This window comes from Taklimakanibacter albus (assembly GCF_016595235.1).
GTDB classification, from domain to species: domain Bacteria; phylum Pseudomonadota; class Alphaproteobacteria; order Rhizobiales; family Aestuariivirgaceae; genus Taklimakanibacter; species Taklimakanibacter albus.
In genome coordinates this window covers 1,724,705-1,739,094 of sequence record NZ_JAENHL010000008.1, presented here as the reverse complement: position 1 = coordinate 1,739,094, position 14,390 = coordinate 1,724,705, and the positions used below count along the sequence as shown (strand labels likewise).

Below are 14,390 nucleotides of genomic sequence, written 5' to 3'. Positions count from 1 at the left end.
AGTCCGACGCCCACGGTTGAAGAGTTGCAGAAGAAACTGGACGATCAGGCCAAGGCGCTCGAAGCGTTGGCTCTGAGAGTCCAGCAGCTCGAGGACTTCGTGGTCTCCGCCAATGCCGTGAACGTGCTGAAGAACAGCCTGCCGCCGCCGAGGCGGTAACAAGTCGAGATACTGGCGCGTATCAACGCGCCAGTACGTCAATCCGTTTCCGCGGTCATCGCTGTCACGGCGATCACTACCCCGCCCAGCCAGAATCCATAACTTCCGAAGACCCGCAGGAATCCGCTGGCGATCAGGCTCAGATCGTCCTGGACATAGCAGGCTGCCGAGAACAGGCAGTCCATCGTCAGCCCACGACCCGAAGTGGAGCCGAATTCCAACCAGCCCAGGAAGATCGCCAGGCCGGCCAGAATCGCAAACGGCATCATGATCAGCATTGAGCTGGGTGACGACATGAACCGGCTCGGGCGCATCTCCATCGACATCCGGTGCGCGGCCTGTATTTCCTGGCTCGGCATGAAAAGCAGATAGGGCGCGAGAGCGATGAAGCAGATGGCGCCGGCTGCGAGGAAGAGCGTCGTCACCGCCTGCGTTTCGTACAGCGTTTGCACGTCGAGCGGTGGTGTCACCCGCGTCGCGTATTTGCCGATGAGGGGAAAGATCGAGTCTCCCCATTGCACAATCAGAATCGTGCCGTGCCAGAGAAGCGGCCGGTCAGGCGTCGCATAGGTGGCAGCGACGGACAGCAACTCGGCGATCAGAAGAGCGCTCAGGATGACGGCAATGACCACTGGCCGATAGCGGCGGACATGGGGGCCTCTTCGCTGCTGCTCGGCATATTTATGCAGCTCGGGATTTGTCTGCTCCTGCAGGTTGGCCATGAAACCAAGAAAGCCGCCCATGGCCAGGATGCCGATCCAGGCGATCCGCATGCCCCAAGAGGTGGTGTTGACGGCGAGGAGCGGAAAGACGGCCAAGAAGGCGGCCATCGCCCAAAGCACGTGACGTGGGATAGTCTCCGGCTGTGTCTGATCCGATACTGGAGTCAAGCTGATCGCCGCGCCATTTCCTCGTCCGGAGGAAATATGCGAAGAGCGCTCAGCCTTTGAAAGTGCGCCGGCGAGATTTATTTGTCCTTGCCTTTGCTCTTGCCGCCATCGCTGTGCGGCCCACCATGGCCCTTGCCGGGATTGTGCGATTCATTGGGCCCGCTGTCATCGGCTTCGCCGCCATTGCCGAAGCCCTTGTTGGATTTTCCCGAGTTGCCTGGAGGTCCACCCGGTGATCCGGGTGGGCCTGGCGTGTCCGGCGTATCCGGTGTGTCCGGCGCGGCGGCGGCCGCCGCGGCATTGACAGCGGGCGAGATCGATTTGTTGGGGGTGCGTTGTGCCGCGCGGCTGAAACAGTTGCGCGTGCCTTGCCGGAACTGCGAATTGAGCTTGCTCTGATTGACCACGAGCGGGAAGACCTCGCCGATATTGAGGCCTTGATCGATACCGGCGCTCAGCGCCTGTGGATCGCTGATCTTGCCGCCGCCCGCGACGAGATAGTCGCAGCTGCTTCTGAGCGTCTTGCAGTTGCCGCCTCTGCAGAAGCTGACCGCGCCGCGGAACAGGAGGATGTAGACGCGGCCGTTCCTGATGGTGAAATCGAAGGCGGTGCCGCGGATGCCGATCGTGCCATAGGGCGTGTTGATCTTTTTCACCGAGAAGGCGCCGCTGATGAAGCGGAAGGCGCCCTTCGACGCCTGGATGCTCGCCTGCTGGACCGACTTGCCGCCCTTGTAGATTGATTTGTCGATGGTCACCGTGGCGGAGGGCCCGATGGCCAGCCGCCCGCCATCATTGAAGATGAATTGGCCGATGCCGGTGGCGTTCGAGCGCAAGATATCGTTGAAAAAGACGGGCGAGGATTTCTCGAGGACTCGTCCGCTGGCGCTGACCGTCGTCGAGGTCTGCACCGTATTGCCGATGGGACTTGCGGCGATTGCCGGGTCGATGGCCGACAGGGCCGCGCAAGACAGCGCGGTAAAAAACAGGCGCCAGTTACGCATGACACCACTCCGATCTGGGCTTTCCGCCCGCGCCCTCGAATTATTAACCTTAGGTTAACTATAATGAATTGTCAAATTACGGATGTTCGCCGGACTTGCGCGCCTCGATCAATGTGCGCCGAAGGTCGTCGGGATGTCGCGGCTCTCGATGATCTTGAAGATGCGCAACAAATCCGAGACCGCCGTGGCGCTGCGGCGGACCTGCCTGGAGAGTCTTGCGCGAAAGGATAGTCGCCGTTGTCTTACTGGCTGGCCCAGATGATGCGGGCGATCCAGTCGATGTCCTTCATCTCGATGCTGCGGACTTCTTCGGCCGGGTTGAAGGAGGAGAGCTCAACCGTCTTGGCCGACTGGCGGTGCAGGATGCGCGCCATCACCTCGCCATTCGTCATCCTGACGATCACCCGGTCGCCCTTGCGGATCGAGGTCGAGGGCGAGACGATGACGATGTCGCCCTCGCGATAGACGGGCAGCATGCCTTCACCCTGGATCTCGACCGCATAGGCATTCTGGTCGATGACGCCAGGCGCTTCGATCTCGTCCCAGGCCGTGCCAGTCGGAAAACCGGAATCGTCGAAGAAACCTGGCTTGCCCGCTTGCGAATAGGCGATGAGCGGAATCTGCCGCCGTTTCGGCGGCTGGCCCTTGCGGCCGCTCAGGAGATCGCTGAATTCCTCGATCGAGGCGCCTGAGGCCTCGAGCACGCGCGCGATGCTTTCGGTCGTCGGCCAGCGCGGCCGCCCGTCCGGCCCATGCCGTTTCGAGGGATTGAACGATGTCGGGTCGAGCCCGGCCTTCTTGGCAAGGCCCGAGGCCGAGAATCCATAACGCTCGGCGATGACATCGATGGCGGTCCAGACTTGCTTATGCGTGAACATGCCGCGCTCCTCGACAATACCTAGGGCGTCCGGTGTGGTTCTGTGTTTTCGCAACTATAGGAATAATACCTTAAGTAAACACCTTTGTCGAGTCTCGCCAAACTCCCCGTTCCGGCTGCGCTTTTTATGGTTTATGGCTCGCCCCAGCAAGGAGTGCATATGGCGACGATCTATAAGATTCTGGGCCGCGACGAATGGGAAAAGGCCCTGGCGCAAGGCGTTTTCGAAGGCTCGGCGGTCGACCGGCAGGACGGCTTCATCCATTTCTCCGCCGCCCATCAACTGCGCGAGACAGTGCGCCGGCATTTCGCCGGGCGTTCCGATCTCATCCTGGCCGCGGTCGATGCGGAGACGCTCGGCCCCGAGCTCAGATGGGAAGCCTCGCGCGGCGGCGATCTTTTCCCGCATCTTTATGCGCCGCTCGCCATCGCCCGCATCCGCCATGCCGCTCCCTTGCCTTGGCAGGGTGGCACTCACAATTTTCCGGCGGATATTCCCGCATGAGCCTCTCCCGCCGGAGCTTCCCGCTCATCCGTCCGCTGCTGCATGCCTTCGATGCCGAGACGGCGCATCGCCTCACCATCACCGCGCTGAAGCTGGCGCCCGCGGCTCAGGCCCAGGCCTTCGCGCCTGAACTCGCCGCGAGCCTTTTCGGTCTCTCCTTCGCCCATCCCTTGGGACTTGCCGCCGGCTTCGACAAGAATGGCGAAGTGCCCGACGCCATGCTGGCGGAAGGACTGAGCTTCGTCGAAGTGGGCACGGTGACGCCCTTGCCGCAGCAAGGCAATCCGCGCCCGCGTCTCTTCCGGCTCAGCGAGGATCAGGCGGTCATCAACCGCATGGGCTTCAACAATGAAGGCCATGACGCGCTGCGCCGCCGCCTCGAGGCGCGGCGCGCCAGAGGCGGCATCGTCGGCGTCAATATCGGCGCCAACAAGGACGCCGCCGACCGCATCGGCGATTATGTCAAAGGCCTCGAGGCCTTCCGCGATCTCGCCAGCTACCTGACGGTGAATATCTCCTCGCCCAACACACCGGGCCTGCGCAATCTCCAGTCCAAGGCCGAGCTCGAAACGCTGCTGGGAAGATTGAACGAAGCGCGGGCGCGCAAGGCTACGCCGCCGCTCCTCGTCAAGATCGCGCCCGATCTCGCCGAAGCGGATCTCGACGACATCGCGCAAGTCTTCCTGACGGAAAAGGTGGACGGCGTCATCGTCTCGAACACGACGATCACCCGGCCGCATTTGCGCTCGACCCATGCGCGTGAGACCGGCGGGCTGTCCGGCCGCCCGCTCTTCGACCTCGCGACCTATATGCTGGCGCAGCTTTATCTGCGGCTCGAAGGCCGTATCCCGCTCATCGGCGTCGGCGGCATCGACAGCGCGGAAGCCGCCTTCGCCAAGATCGCGGCCGGGGCACATCTTCTGCAGCTCTATTCAGCGCTCGTCTTCGAGGGGCCGGTGCTCGTCACCCGGATCGTCGACGGGCTCACGGCGAAATGCCGGGCCTCGGGCTTCTCGAACATCGGTCAGGCGGTGGGGCGCACCGCCCGCGACTACCAGAAGCGGCCGGGAATATAGCGCCCGAAGATACGGGCATAGCTGCCCGATTCCTGCAGCTGGTCGAGCGCATAGTCGAAGGCCTGACGCAATTCGTCGTCGCCGCGCCGCACCAGGAAGACATAGGGCCGGCTGAACAGCGCGTTGTCGTAATAGGCGCCTTCGATATATTTGCAGCAATTCTGCGAGGCTTCGCCGCGCATCCAATATACGAGTTGCAGCCCGTCGCCGAACAGAAGGTCGACCTTGGCGCCGCGCAGCGCGTCCTCGGCCTCGCCGAGCGTCGGGAAGGGCACGATTTCCGCGTCGGCGAAATTGCGCGTGAGCCAAGTCTCATAGCCGCTGCCGCCAATGACGGCGATACGCTTGCCGTCGAGCTCGTCGGGTGTGATCGCCGTGAGCTCATTGTCCTTGCGCGCCACGAACCGGCCGATGGCGCGATAGATCGGCCGCGTCGGCTGGAACTGGCTGAGGGTCTTGTCGTCAAGGCGCAAGCCCGCCACCACGCCGCCGCTATTGCTGGCGCCGCCTGAGAGCTTCTCCCAGGGCATCAGCACGACATTGCATTTGGTGCGCAATTCGGCGCACACCGCTTCCGCCGTCTCGACCGCGATGCCTTTGGCTTCACCCGCCGCACCCGCATAGCTGAAGGGTGCGAAATCATCGTCGACCAAGACGATCACCGATTCGCGCGTGAAGGAGGTGGGCTTGCCGGCGAGATCGATATGCCGGAAGCGCGGCAAGGGGGGCGTTTCCTCGGTCGTGCTTGCCGTGATGGCGGCCTGGTCCTGCGCCCATAAGGAAGCCGGCCCCGTAGCACTTGCGGCGAGGAGAAAAGCGAGAAGGGCGGATCTGACCGCAAACGAATCCCGGAACATCGCCGCCAGACCTACAACCTCCCTGCGGCAAAAAAAAGCCGGCTCAAATGGTGAGCAGCTGTTCGATGAACCCGCTGAGGGCGCGACGATAGCGGCTGGCATCCTCGTGCCAGGATTGCAGATGGCCCGCTTCGCTCCTGATGAAGGTGGTGGGACCCTGCCTTGCCGCGAAAACGGCATCGCTGATGCTCGACGGTACCAGCCGGTCGCCGGTGCCATGGGCGATGAACAAGGGGCCCGGAAAGGCCGCGACGGCCGCAATGCTGTTGGCGTCGGTCAGCGGTACGGTGAGCTGCAAGGCCAGGAAACTGTGGGCCACCGGCTCGATGGCCGCCGGTAGCGGGAAACCGAACTGGCTGATCAGGTTGCGGATGATGGCCCGGCTGTCGAGGGCGGGTGAATCGAGGATCAGCGCCGCGATGCTCTTCGCCTGCCCGGAATGCATGAGGAATTGTCCGACGATGGCGCCGCCCATCGATTCGCCCACCAGGATGATCCGCGTGACGCCACGCTGGCGCAGGAAGCTCACGGCGGCATCGAGGTCCTTCCATTCGGTCAATCCGAACGCATATTGCCGCTCGAGGGACACCGGCGCATCAGCATCGTTGCGGTAGGTGATGAGCAGGACCGGAATGTCCGCCTTGTGCAGCACCGAGAGGTGGCGATAGCCGTTCTCGCGCAGGCCCGCTATGCCATGGACATAGATGGCCGCCATATTGCCCGCTCCTCCGGCCGGCACCAGCCAGGCGGGCGCCAGGCCGAGCTCGGTCGCGATCTTCACTTCCTCGAAGGGATAGCCGAAGGCCATCTGCGGATCGCCGCGGAACCCGATGGCGAAGGGGTTGAGCACCGGGTGCGCGGGGCGCTCCGTCTGCGCCACCGTGAGCAGATCGCGGGCATTATGCGCGATGATCCACCCGCTGCCGACGATATAGACGAGGAACACCGCAGCGAGGATCGATATGAGGGTGACGAATTTCTTCACGACGGCCGCCGTCGGGTTGCGTCACATACGGGCGAGGAGCAGCACCTCGCCGCCTTGTCCGTCGAGAAGATAGAGCTTGCCGCGCCGGTCGTCGATCCGCCATTTCCGCGCATCGCCCAAGGCGGCGAGGAACTTGGCTTCCTGGTCCATGGCGGCGGGCACGCAGGCCATTCTGGTCGAGGCCACCGGCCCGAAGCTGATGCGGCTGCCGGAGATCTCCGCCTTGCCGCTGATCCGGTTGCAGCCGCCGCTGCCCGACACCCGCCCGTCGCGGCCGATTTCGAGCACCGTCTGCAGATTGTCGATCACGCCGCGCCGGCGGATCGATTCCGCCAGCCATTTGCCGCGCGGATCGCCCGCCTCGTCGCCGCCGCCGGACACGCGCTCGACCTTGATGTCCGTCTCGTCCCGGCCGCCGGTGAGGACTGAATGCCGGGTCGTGGTGACGAACCACAATTTGCCGTCGACCGTGATCTGTGCCTGTAGCGCATAGGTGTGGTTGCGGCGGATGCGGCTGTCGTCATAACGCAGCCGGTAGGGGATGGGCATGCGGTGGCGCGTCTTGACGCGGGTGACGGCGAGGGTCTTCGAAGGGGCATCGGCGAGCGATACGTCGAGGAGGCGCACTTCCAGCACCGCATGGGGTGGCAAGGCGATGCGCTCGCGATAGGAGACGCTGCCGGTGAGCCGCCGCGTCGCGGCGAAGGCCGGCGCAGCCGGCACCAGGGCGGCAAGCGCGGCGAGCCCGATGAGTCGGCGCCGCGAGATGGGGTTAACGCAGTTCCGGTCGCTCATGCCTCTCTCCTTCTTATTCTTCCTATACAACAAAATAAGGTCGGAAGGTGGCTGGCCCGTAAGCCGGGTAAATTCTGTTGCAATTGCCGCCAATTGCTCCAAGCTCCGCGCGAGATCACGGGACGGCAAAAGTGGCGACGGGGCCGAAAGAGACGGCGCGAGGCGAAAGCGGGGACAAGAAGTCCACGCCGCGTTATGTGCTGCCCACAATTCCCACCACCGCGCAGCTGCAGGAAGCCATCCAGCGCCTGACGCCGGTCGAGGCGCAGCAGGCCTGCCGCCATCGTGTGCTGCCGATCGCCTGGGAGCCGGGAGCCACCCGCTATGTGGCGTCGGGCGAGCGCGCCAAGGCCTATGCCACGGCGCAAGGGCTCACCGTCTCGGCGGTGACCAATGAGCGCACCTTGCTTCGTGAGTTGCAGCGCGGCCGCGAGAATGAGCTCCTTCATCACGCCACCTCGGGTCTGAAGGACCGCTTTCCACAGCATTCGGCGGCGCAGGGCTTCACCGCCGACCAGGCGCTCTGGCTGGTTTTCGGTCTGGGCGTCATCGCCTTCGCCGCGATGTGGGACCGCCCGACCGGCGAGGTCGCCGCCTTCGCGACGGTGCTGGCGCTTTTCGCGCTGATGGGCGCGCTCAACATCTGGTGCCTGCTGCCGGCCAAGCTGCCGCAGACCCCGCCCGCCAATGCGGTGCCCGACGATGTGCTGCCCGTCTATACGGTGCTGGTGCCGCTGGCGCGCGAGGCGAAGCTCGCCGAACGGATCGTGCAGGTCTTGAGTGCGCTCGATTATCCCAAGCCCAAGCTCGACATCAAGCTGGTGCTCGAAGAGAGCGACCGCGCCACGGTCAAAGTCTTCGAGGATATGCGCCTGCCGTTTCATTTCGAAGTGATCGTCGTGCCGAAGCGGGCGCCCGAGACGCGCCACAAGGCGTTGAACTACGCTCTGTCCTTCGCGCGCGGTGATCTCCTCGCCGTCTATCATGCCGACGACATGCCGCCCGCCGACCAGCTGCGCCGCATCGCCGGCGCCTTCGCGCTGGCGCCCAAGACGGTGGCCTGCCTGCAGGCGAAACTCGGCTACTACAACCGTGCTGAAAACTGGCTGACGCGCCAGGTCGCGATCGAGCAGGCGTTCCGCTTCGGTCTTCTGTTCCCGCGCCTCGCCCGCTTCGGCGCGCCTTTGCTCTTCGCCGGTGCGGCGAGCCACTACCGCGTCCAGGCGCTGCGCCAGGTCGGCGGCTTCGATGCCCATAATCTGGCGCCCGATTCGGGGTTGTCGATGCGTTTCGCGCGCTTCGGCTTCCGCACCGCGCTCGTTCCCACGCTGACGCGCGGCGAGGCGCCCTGTCGCCTGAGCGATTGGCTGTCGCAACGGGTGCGCAACATAAAGGGGACGCTGCAGACGGCGCTCGTCAACACCCGCACCCCGCTCAGGATGTGGCGTGATCTGGGCTCGCGCAATTTCCTCATCACCCAGGCGCTGACCGGCGGCGCCATCATCAATGCCTTGCTGCAGCCCTTCTTCCTCGTCTGGATCGTGGCCGCTTTCACGCTCGAGGCGGTCGGCCGGCCGATGGCCGGGCGGCTCTGGCTGTTCCTGCTCGCCCTTTACGGCCTCGTCGCGATCTTTGCCGGCCTCGCCGCCCTCGCCTCGTCGATCCGCGCGTCACTCTTCCTGGGGCGCGGTTTCTCCTGGGCGGTGGCGCTTATCACACTGCCGGCCTATTGGCTCATGATCTCCCTCGCTACCTGGATTGCGGTGTTGCAATTCTTCGCCAAGAAGCGGCGCTGGACCAAGACGGCGCATGGCGTGAGCCGCATCAAGCCGCAAATGACGGCATCGACGGCGGTGCCGGAAACGAAGCCGGCACCGGCGCCGAAGCCACCGGCTGCGCCGGTGGCGCTGCCCGAGGCGAAATTGAATCCCGCCAAATAAGGCTGTGCTAGACTGACCGGCGCGATCAACCGTTCACAGACGAGGTCCGCCTATGAAAATCATCCGCCCTGTCCTCTCCGTCATCGGTGCCCTGATGATTCTGCTCGGCCTCGTATGGATCGGGCAGGGCAGCGGCTATTTTCCCTATCCGGCCGCAAGCTTCATGATCAATCAGACGCCCTGGATCTATTGGGGTCTGCTGCTCGCGGTAGCGGGGGTGATCGTTTTCCTGATCGCACGCAAGCTCGGGCGGGCGTGACCTGAAGCGCATCCAAAGGGGGGGGGCGCGCTCCAGGTCCGGCACGGCGCCTGTCGCCGCCGATCGGGTCAGCGCCGGCTCGTCTGGCTGGCGACGAACAGGGTCACGCCGAACGCCAGGAACGCGGCGATCACCAGAGCCAGATAAAATCCTTCGCTTGTCATGGTCGGTCTCTTCGAAACTGAATGATGCTCATAGTTAACCGGCAAGGACAGGAACGGCATTGATCTGGATCAAGCTGATGGGCGCTTCGCGATGTAGGTCCATGGGCCAATAGTCCTTCCCTCTCGGCTGATCTAAGAGAGAGATCTGCGCATGGGAGGAGAGAGTTGTGAAATCTCATCTGAAAATGTGCGTCCTCGCTGCGGGCCTCGTCGCTTCCTGCGGTTTCGCCGCCAAAGCTCTGGCCGATGCCGTGCCGGTGACGGTCGATAATTTCATCCGCGCCGAATCCGATCTCTATTTCGGCAATCTGGTCAAGGAAGGCGGCCTTGGCAAACTTTCGCATCGGCGTGAGCCGGCCGCGATCGATAATCAGTCCGTCATCCGCCTCAACCGTGACACGCTCTATTCTTCCGCCGTCTTCGATCTCGATGCCGGGCCGGTCACCATCACACTGCCTGATGCGGGCAAGCGCTTCATGTCCATGCAAGTGATCAGCCAGGATCACTATGTGCCGGAGGTCATTTATGGCGCCGGCACTTACAAGATCGACAAGGACAAGATCGGCACGCGTTATGTAGTGGTCGGCATCAGGACGCTGGTCGATCCGGCGAATCTGGAAGACGTGAAGAAGGTTCATGCGCTGCAGGATGCGATCAAGGTCGAGCAGGCAGGTGCCGGTAAATTTGAGATTCCAGACTGGGATCAGGTGAGCCAAAAGAAAGTGCGTGACGCGCTGCTGGCGCTGGGCTCCACCATCCCCGATTTCAAGAAGGCCTTCGGCACCAAGGCGGAGGTCGATCCCATCCGCCATCTTCTCGGCACCGCGATGGGCTGGGGCGGCAATCCCGACAAGGACGCCACCTATCTCAACATCGTGCCGGCCGGCAATGACGGCAAGACCGTCTATACGCTCGCCGTGAAGGACGTGCCGGTCGACGGCTTCTGGTCGGTCAGCCTCTATGATGCCGAGGGCTATTATCAAAAGAACGATTACAACGCCTATTCCGTCAACAGCGTGACGGCGAAGCGCCAGGACGATGGCTCCGTCGCGATCCAGTTCGGCGGCTGCGACGGCAAGATTCCCAATTGCCTGCCGATCATGACGGGTTGGAATTACACCGTGCGCCTGTATCGGCCGCAGGCTCAGATCCTTGATGGCAGCTGGATGTTTCCGGAGCCCCAGCCGAAGCAATAGCCGCCGCTCAGCTGTTCTGGGCCTGCGCCTGGGTGATGATGCTGCCCGGCGGCACGCTGTGCGTCAGCCAGACATTGCCGCCGATGACGGAATCTCGTCCCACCGTGACGCGGCCCAGCACCGTGGCGCCGGCATAGATCACGACATTGTCCTCGATGATGGGATGGCGCGGCACGCCTTTGACCAGCGTGCCGTCGGCGCTCGTCGGAAAACGTTTGGCGCCGAGCGTGACCGCCTGATAGATGCGCACCCGCTTGCCGATGATTGCCGTTTCGCCGATCACCACGCCGGTGCCGTGATCGATGAAGAAGCTCTCGCCGATCTCGGCGCCGGGATGGATGTCGATGCCGGTCCCGGCATGGGCGATGTCGGCGATGAGCCGCGCGATCAGGCTGGCGCCCAGCCGGTGCAGCGCATGCGCCAGGCGATGATGGATGATTGCGGTGATGCCGCGATAGCACAGCAGGATCTCGGCGATGCTGGTCGCCGCCGGATCGCCGCTCAGCGCCGCCTTGAGGTCGCTCACCAAAAGCGCCCGCACCGCCGGCAGCTCCTGGGCGAAGGCCCGGGTGATCTCGCGGGCTTTCTCCTTGGGATCGCCGGCCGGCTCATGCGCCTCGGGCGCGAATTGTAAGCCCCGGCGCAGCTGGTCCTGCAGATGGGTCAAAGCGCGCGCCAGGCTGTTGCCGACGAAATAGTCGATGCTGTCGTCGCTGAGCGTGGTCCGTCCGAAATGGGTGGGGAACAAGACCGCGGTGATGTCTTCGAGAAAGCGCGCCATCACATCGCGCGACGGAAGCTCGCGGACGACGCCCCGATGGCGGATATTGTTGGCGATCTCGCGCGACTGCCGCAATTCCTCGACGATCGCCGTCAGATCCCACTCATCGGTCGGGGCCTCCGTCGCTGTCAAAGCCTGCGCCATTGCCGTCATCCTCATCGCCCTGCACGGATGAGGCATATGGGCAAAGGAGGCGGCCGTCAGTCGAGATTAAGTTCTTCCCGGATTTAGTTTTTCTGCGGGTGGAAAAGAAAAGGCGCTCGACCATGAGGCCGAGCGCAAGTCTAGGGAGGAAACAGCCACGACGGCTGTCACATGATCTCTATCACGCCGAGAGAATGCCGGGCTTGAGAAAACCGGAACCCTGGGGTTAGTTTCTCTCTCGCTTTACCGCATCGTCGGCATGACGAATTCCGAGCCGGCGCGGATGCCGGTCGGCCAACGCGTCGTGATCGTCTTGAGCTTGGTGTAGAAGCGGATGCCTTCCGGCCCGTGCATGTGGTGATCGCCGAACAGCGACGACTTCCAGCCGCCGAAGGAATGGAAAGCCATCGGCACCGGGATCGGCACGTTGATGCCGACCATGCCGACCTGGATCTGATGCGCGAATTCGCGCGCCGCATCGCCGTCGCGGGTGAAGATGGCGGTGCCGTTGCCGAATTCATGCTCGTTGATCATGCGGGCGGCGGTGTCGAAGGTGTCGGCGCGGGCGACCGACAACACGGGGCCGAAGATCTCTTCCTTGTAGATCTTCATCTGCGGCGTGACATGGTCGAAGAGCGAGCCGCCGAGGAAGTAGCCGTCTTCATAACCCTGCATCTTGAAGGAGCGGCCGTCGACGACGAGCTTGGCGCCTTCGGCGACACCGGCATCGATATAGCCCTTCACCTTGTCGCGATGCAGCTTGGTGACCAGCGGGCCCATTTCCGCTTCGCGGTCGGTGCCGGGGCCGATCTTGAGGCCGCGCACGCGTGGCTCGAGTTTGGCCATGAGAGCATCCGCCGTCTGGGCGCCGATCGGCACCGCGACCGAGATCGCCATGCAGCGCTCGCCGGCGGCGCCATAGGCCGCCCCCATGAGCGCGTCGACCGCCTGGTCCATATCGGCGTCGGGCATGATGATCATGTGGTTCTTGGCGCCGCCCAAGGCCTGGCAGCGCTTGCCGGTCTTCGCCGCCGTCTCATAGATGTAGCGCGCGATCGGCGTCGAGCCGACGAAGCTGACGGCGCTGATGTCGGGATTGTGGAGCAGCGCGTCGACGGCTTCCTTGTCGCCATGGACGACATTGAAGACGCCGGCGGGCAGGCCCGCTTCCTCGAGCCACTTGGCGAGGAGGAGGGCGGCGGACGGGTCGCGCTCCGACGGCTTCAGGATGAAGCAGTTGCCGGCGGCGAGCGCCACCGGGAACATCCACATCGGCACCATGGCCGGGAAGTTGAACGGTGTGATGCCGGCGACAACGCCGAGCGGCTGGCGCAGCGAATGGCTGTCGACGCGGGTGCCGACATTTTCAGTGATCTCGCCCTTGAGCAGGGTCGGCGCCGCGGTGGCGAATTCGACGACCTCCATGCCGCGCTGGATTTCGCCGACGGCATCCGAGAGCACCTTGCCGTGCTCATGGGTGATGACGGCGGCGAGCTCGTTGGTGCGTTCCTCGAGGAGACGCAGGAACTTGTTGAGGATGCGGGCGCGCCTGAGCGGGGTGGTCGCAGCCCATTCCGGGAAGACCTTGCGGGCGGTGGCGACGGCCTCATTCACTTCGGCCGTCGAGGCGAGCGCCACGGTGCCGGTCTCTTCGCCGGTCGCCGGATTGAAGACCGGGGACTGGCGCCCGGAGCGCCCAGCGACTTCGCGGCCACCGATATAATGAGGAATGTTCTTTGCCATTACTGTTCTCTCCCGAGGGTTGTCAGGAGCGCTTATCGGCTTTAGGCTGGTGCACAACAATGAATGAAACTGCAGTATCGTTGTGCAAATTTAGTTATCGCCATGGATTGGGACCATATAAGGGTATTTCTGGCGGTGGCGCGCTCCGGCCAGATCCTGGAGGCGGCCCGCCAGCTCAAGGTGAACCACACCACCGTGGGACGCCAGCTCAGTGCCCTGGAAGCGAGCCTCAAGACCAGGCTGCTCGAACGGCGCACCAATGGCTGCGTGATCACGCCGGCGGGTGAAGTCCTGCTGCGTGCCGCCGAGCGGGTCGAATCCGAAATCCTTCAGGCGGGTACGCAGATTTCAGGGGCAGGCGAAGGCCTGACCGGCACGGTCAGGGTCGGGGCGCCGGACGGGCTCGGCAATTACTTCCTGTCGCGCGAGCTGGGCGTTCTGGCGATGGAGCATCCGGGGTTGACGATCCAGCTGGTGCCGCTGCCGCGCACCTTCTCACTGCCGCGCCGCGAGGCCGATATCGCCGTCACCCTCGACCGGCCGAAGCAGGGCCGGCTCATGGTCAAGAAGCTCACCGATTACACGCTGAGCGTCTATGCCGCACGGGATTACCTGGCGCGCTCCGGGCCGATCGTGTCGCGCGACGATCTGGCAGGGCATCTCTTCGTCACCCATGTCGAGGACTTCGTCTATAGCCGGGCGCTCGATTACGCCGCCGAGCTCGGGCGCCTGATGCACCGGCATTATGAATGCGGCAGCGTGGTCGCCCAGATGGAGGCGGTGCGCGCCGGCCACGGCATCGGCATCCTGCATGATTACGCGGCGAGCCAGTTCCCCGAATTGCAGCGATTGCTGCCGGATGTTCGCTTCACCCGCACCTACTGGTTGATGTCGCATCCCGACACCCACCACATGCGCCGCGTGTCGGAAGTCTATGGCTTCATCGCCAAGGCGGTCGCGGGCGCCAAGACGACCTTCATTCGGCAGCCTCTGGACTAGGCATCGCCTTTGAGGA

The 14,390-nt window shown here is 63.8% G+C and carries 15 protein-coding genes; 7 read left to right on the top strand and 8 right to left on the bottom strand.

The annotated features are described in order from the left end of the window. Positions 1-24: 24 nt before the first annotated feature. Entirely contained in the window at positions 25-159 is a 135-nt protein-coding gene (locus tag JHL16_RS35365; RefSeq protein WP_281436062.1) for a hypothetical protein, read from the top strand. A 38-nt stretch (positions 160-197) separates the two neighbouring features. Here JHL16_RS35365 and JHL16_RS31225 read toward each other — a convergent pair whose 3' ends face one another. From JHL16_RS31225 to JHL16_RS31215, 3 genes are all read right to left on the bottom strand, one after another. Then, entirely contained in the window at positions 198-977 is a 780-nt protein-coding gene (locus JHL16_RS31225; RefSeq protein ID WP_200188763.1) for a hypothetical protein, read from the bottom strand. A gap of 149 nt (positions 978-1,126) precedes the next feature. Further along, positions 1,127-2,053: a FecR family protein gene (locus tag JHL16_RS31220; RefSeq protein WP_200188762.1), complete on the bottom strand. Its 927-nt coding sequence runs from the start codon at positions 2,051-2,053 to the stop codon at positions 1,127-1,129. A 242-nt stretch (positions 2,054-2,295) separates the two neighbouring features. Continuing rightward, entirely contained in the window at positions 2,296-2,931 is a 636-nt protein-coding gene (locus tag JHL16_RS31215; protein ID WP_200188761.1) for a S24 family peptidase, read from the bottom strand. Positions 2,932-3,090: 159 nt separating this feature from the next. On the opposite strand from JHL16_RS31215, the gene JHL16_RS31210 reads away from it, so the two are divergent. Beyond that, positions 3,091-3,435, top strand: a complete 345-nt coding sequence (locus JHL16_RS31210; RefSeq protein WP_200188760.1) for a DUF952 domain-containing protein — start codon at positions 3,091-3,093, stop codon at positions 3,433-3,435. Then, positions 3,432-4,511 (top strand): quinone-dependent dihydroorotate dehydrogenase, encoded by a 1,080-nt coding sequence (locus tag JHL16_RS31205; RefSeq protein WP_200188759.1) that lies wholly within the window; start codon positions 3,432-3,434, stop codon positions 4,509-4,511. Before JHL16_RS31210 ends, JHL16_RS31205 begins: the two co-directional genes overlap by 4 nt. Here JHL16_RS31205 and JHL16_RS31200 read toward each other — a convergent pair. From JHL16_RS31200 to JHL16_RS31190, 3 genes are read right to left on the bottom strand one after another with little or no spacing between them, the layout of a single operon-like run. Continuing rightward, a complete protein-coding gene (locus tag JHL16_RS31200; RefSeq protein ID WP_200188758.1) occupies positions 4,487-5,368 on the bottom strand; it encodes a transporter substrate-binding domain-containing protein in 882 nt (293 codons plus the stop codon). The two genes, JHL16_RS31205 and JHL16_RS31200, sit on opposite strands and share 25 nt — an antisense overlap. Before the next feature lie 43 nt (positions 5,369-5,411). Next, on the bottom strand, positions 5,412-6,353 hold the full coding sequence (locus JHL16_RS31195) for an alpha/beta fold hydrolase (protein ID WP_200188757.1): 942 nt from the start codon (positions 6,351-6,353) through the stop codon (positions 5,412-5,414). Positions 6,354-6,374: 21 nt separating this feature from the next. Next, entirely contained in the window at positions 6,375-7,148 is a 774-nt protein-coding gene (locus JHL16_RS31190; RefSeq protein ID WP_200188756.1) for a YbaY family lipoprotein, read from the bottom strand. A 131-nt stretch (positions 7,149-7,279) separates the two neighbouring features. Between JHL16_RS31190 and JHL16_RS31185 the strand changes: the two genes are divergently transcribed. The 3 genes from JHL16_RS31185 (at position 7,280) to JHL16_RS31175 (ending at position 10,707) form a co-directional block, all read left to right on the top strand. After that, positions 7,280-9,088 carry a glycosyltransferase gene (locus JHL16_RS31185; RefSeq protein ID WP_200188755.1) on the top strand — a complete coding sequence of 603 codons (1,809 nt, stop codon included), beginning with the start codon at positions 7,280-7,282 and terminating at the stop codon, positions 9,086-9,088. A 52-nt stretch (positions 9,089-9,140) separates the two neighbouring features. After that, entirely contained in the window at positions 9,141-9,347 is a 207-nt protein-coding gene (locus JHL16_RS31180; protein WP_200188754.1) for a hypothetical protein, read from the top strand. 349 nt (positions 9,348-9,696) lie between these two features. After that, entirely contained in the window at positions 9,697-10,707 is a 1,011-nt protein-coding gene (locus JHL16_RS31175) for a DUF1254 domain-containing protein (RefSeq protein ID WP_200189656.1), read from the top strand. 7 nt (positions 10,708-10,714) lie between these two features. Here the strand turns inward: JHL16_RS31175 and epsC are convergent, their stop codons facing one another. Together epsC and JHL16_RS31165 are read right to left on the bottom strand one after the other, a co-directional pair. Beyond that, the gene (epsC, locus tag JHL16_RS31170) at positions 10,715-11,632 is read right to left on the bottom strand and encodes a serine O-acetyltransferase EpsC (RefSeq protein ID WP_246771221.1); all 918 of its coding nucleotides are present in this window, start codon (positions 11,630-11,632) and stop codon (positions 10,715-10,717) included. Between the two features lie 243 nt (positions 11,633-11,875). Next, positions 11,876-13,375 (bottom strand): CoA-acylating methylmalonate-semialdehyde dehydrogenase, encoded by a 1,500-nt coding sequence (locus JHL16_RS31165; RefSeq protein ID WP_137854462.1) that lies wholly within the window; start codon positions 13,373-13,375, stop codon positions 11,876-11,878. A gap of 102 nt (positions 13,376-13,477) precedes the next feature. On the opposite strand from JHL16_RS31165, the gene JHL16_RS31160 reads away from it, so the two are divergent. Further along, entirely contained in the window at positions 13,478-14,374 is an 897-nt protein-coding gene (locus JHL16_RS31160) for a LysR family transcriptional regulator (RefSeq protein ID WP_200188752.1), read from the top strand. The last annotated feature ends 16 nt before the right edge of the window (positions 14,375-14,390 follow it).

Coding starts and splice junctions, on each gene's coding strand:
- JHL16_RS31205 (WP_200188759.1), top strand. CDS start 3,432: ATGAGCCTCTCCCGCCGGAGCTTCCCGCTCATCCGTCCGCTGCTGCAT.
- JHL16_RS31190 (WP_200188756.1), bottom strand. CDS start 7,148: ATGAGCGACCGGAACTGCGTTAACCCCATCTCGCGGCGCCGACTCATC.
- JHL16_RS31215 (WP_200188761.1), bottom strand. CDS start 2,931: ATGTTCACGCATAAGCAAGTCTGGACCGCCATCGATGTCATCGCCGAG.
- JHL16_RS31175 (WP_200189656.1), top strand. CDS start 9,697: ATGTGCGTCCTCGCTGCGGGCCTCGTCGCTTCCTGCGGTTTCGCCGCC.
- JHL16_RS31220 (WP_200188762.1), bottom strand. CDS start 2,053: ATGCGTAACTGGCGCCTGTTTTTTACCGCGCTGTCTTGCGCGGCCCTG.
- JHL16_RS31165 (WP_137854462.1), bottom strand. CDS start 13,375: ATGGCAAAGAACATTCCTCATTATATCGGTGGCCGCGAAGTCGCTGGG.
- JHL16_RS31200 (WP_200188758.1), bottom strand. CDS start 5,368: ATGTTCCGGGATTCGTTTGCGGTCAGATCCGCCCTTCTCGCTTTTCTC.
- epsC (WP_246771221.1), bottom strand. CDS start 11,632: ATGGCGCAGGCTTTGACAGCGACGGAGGCCCCGACCGATGAGTGGGAT.
- JHL16_RS31210 (WP_200188760.1), top strand. CDS start 3,091: ATGGCGACGATCTATAAGATTCTGGGCCGCGACGAATGGGAAAAGGCC.
- JHL16_RS31160 (WP_200188752.1), top strand. CDS start 13,478: ATGGATTGGGACCATATAAGGGTATTTCTGGCGGTGGCGCGCTCCGGC.
- JHL16_RS31180 (WP_200188754.1), top strand. CDS start 9,141: ATGAAAATCATCCGCCCTGTCCTCTCCGTCATCGGTGCCCTGATGATT.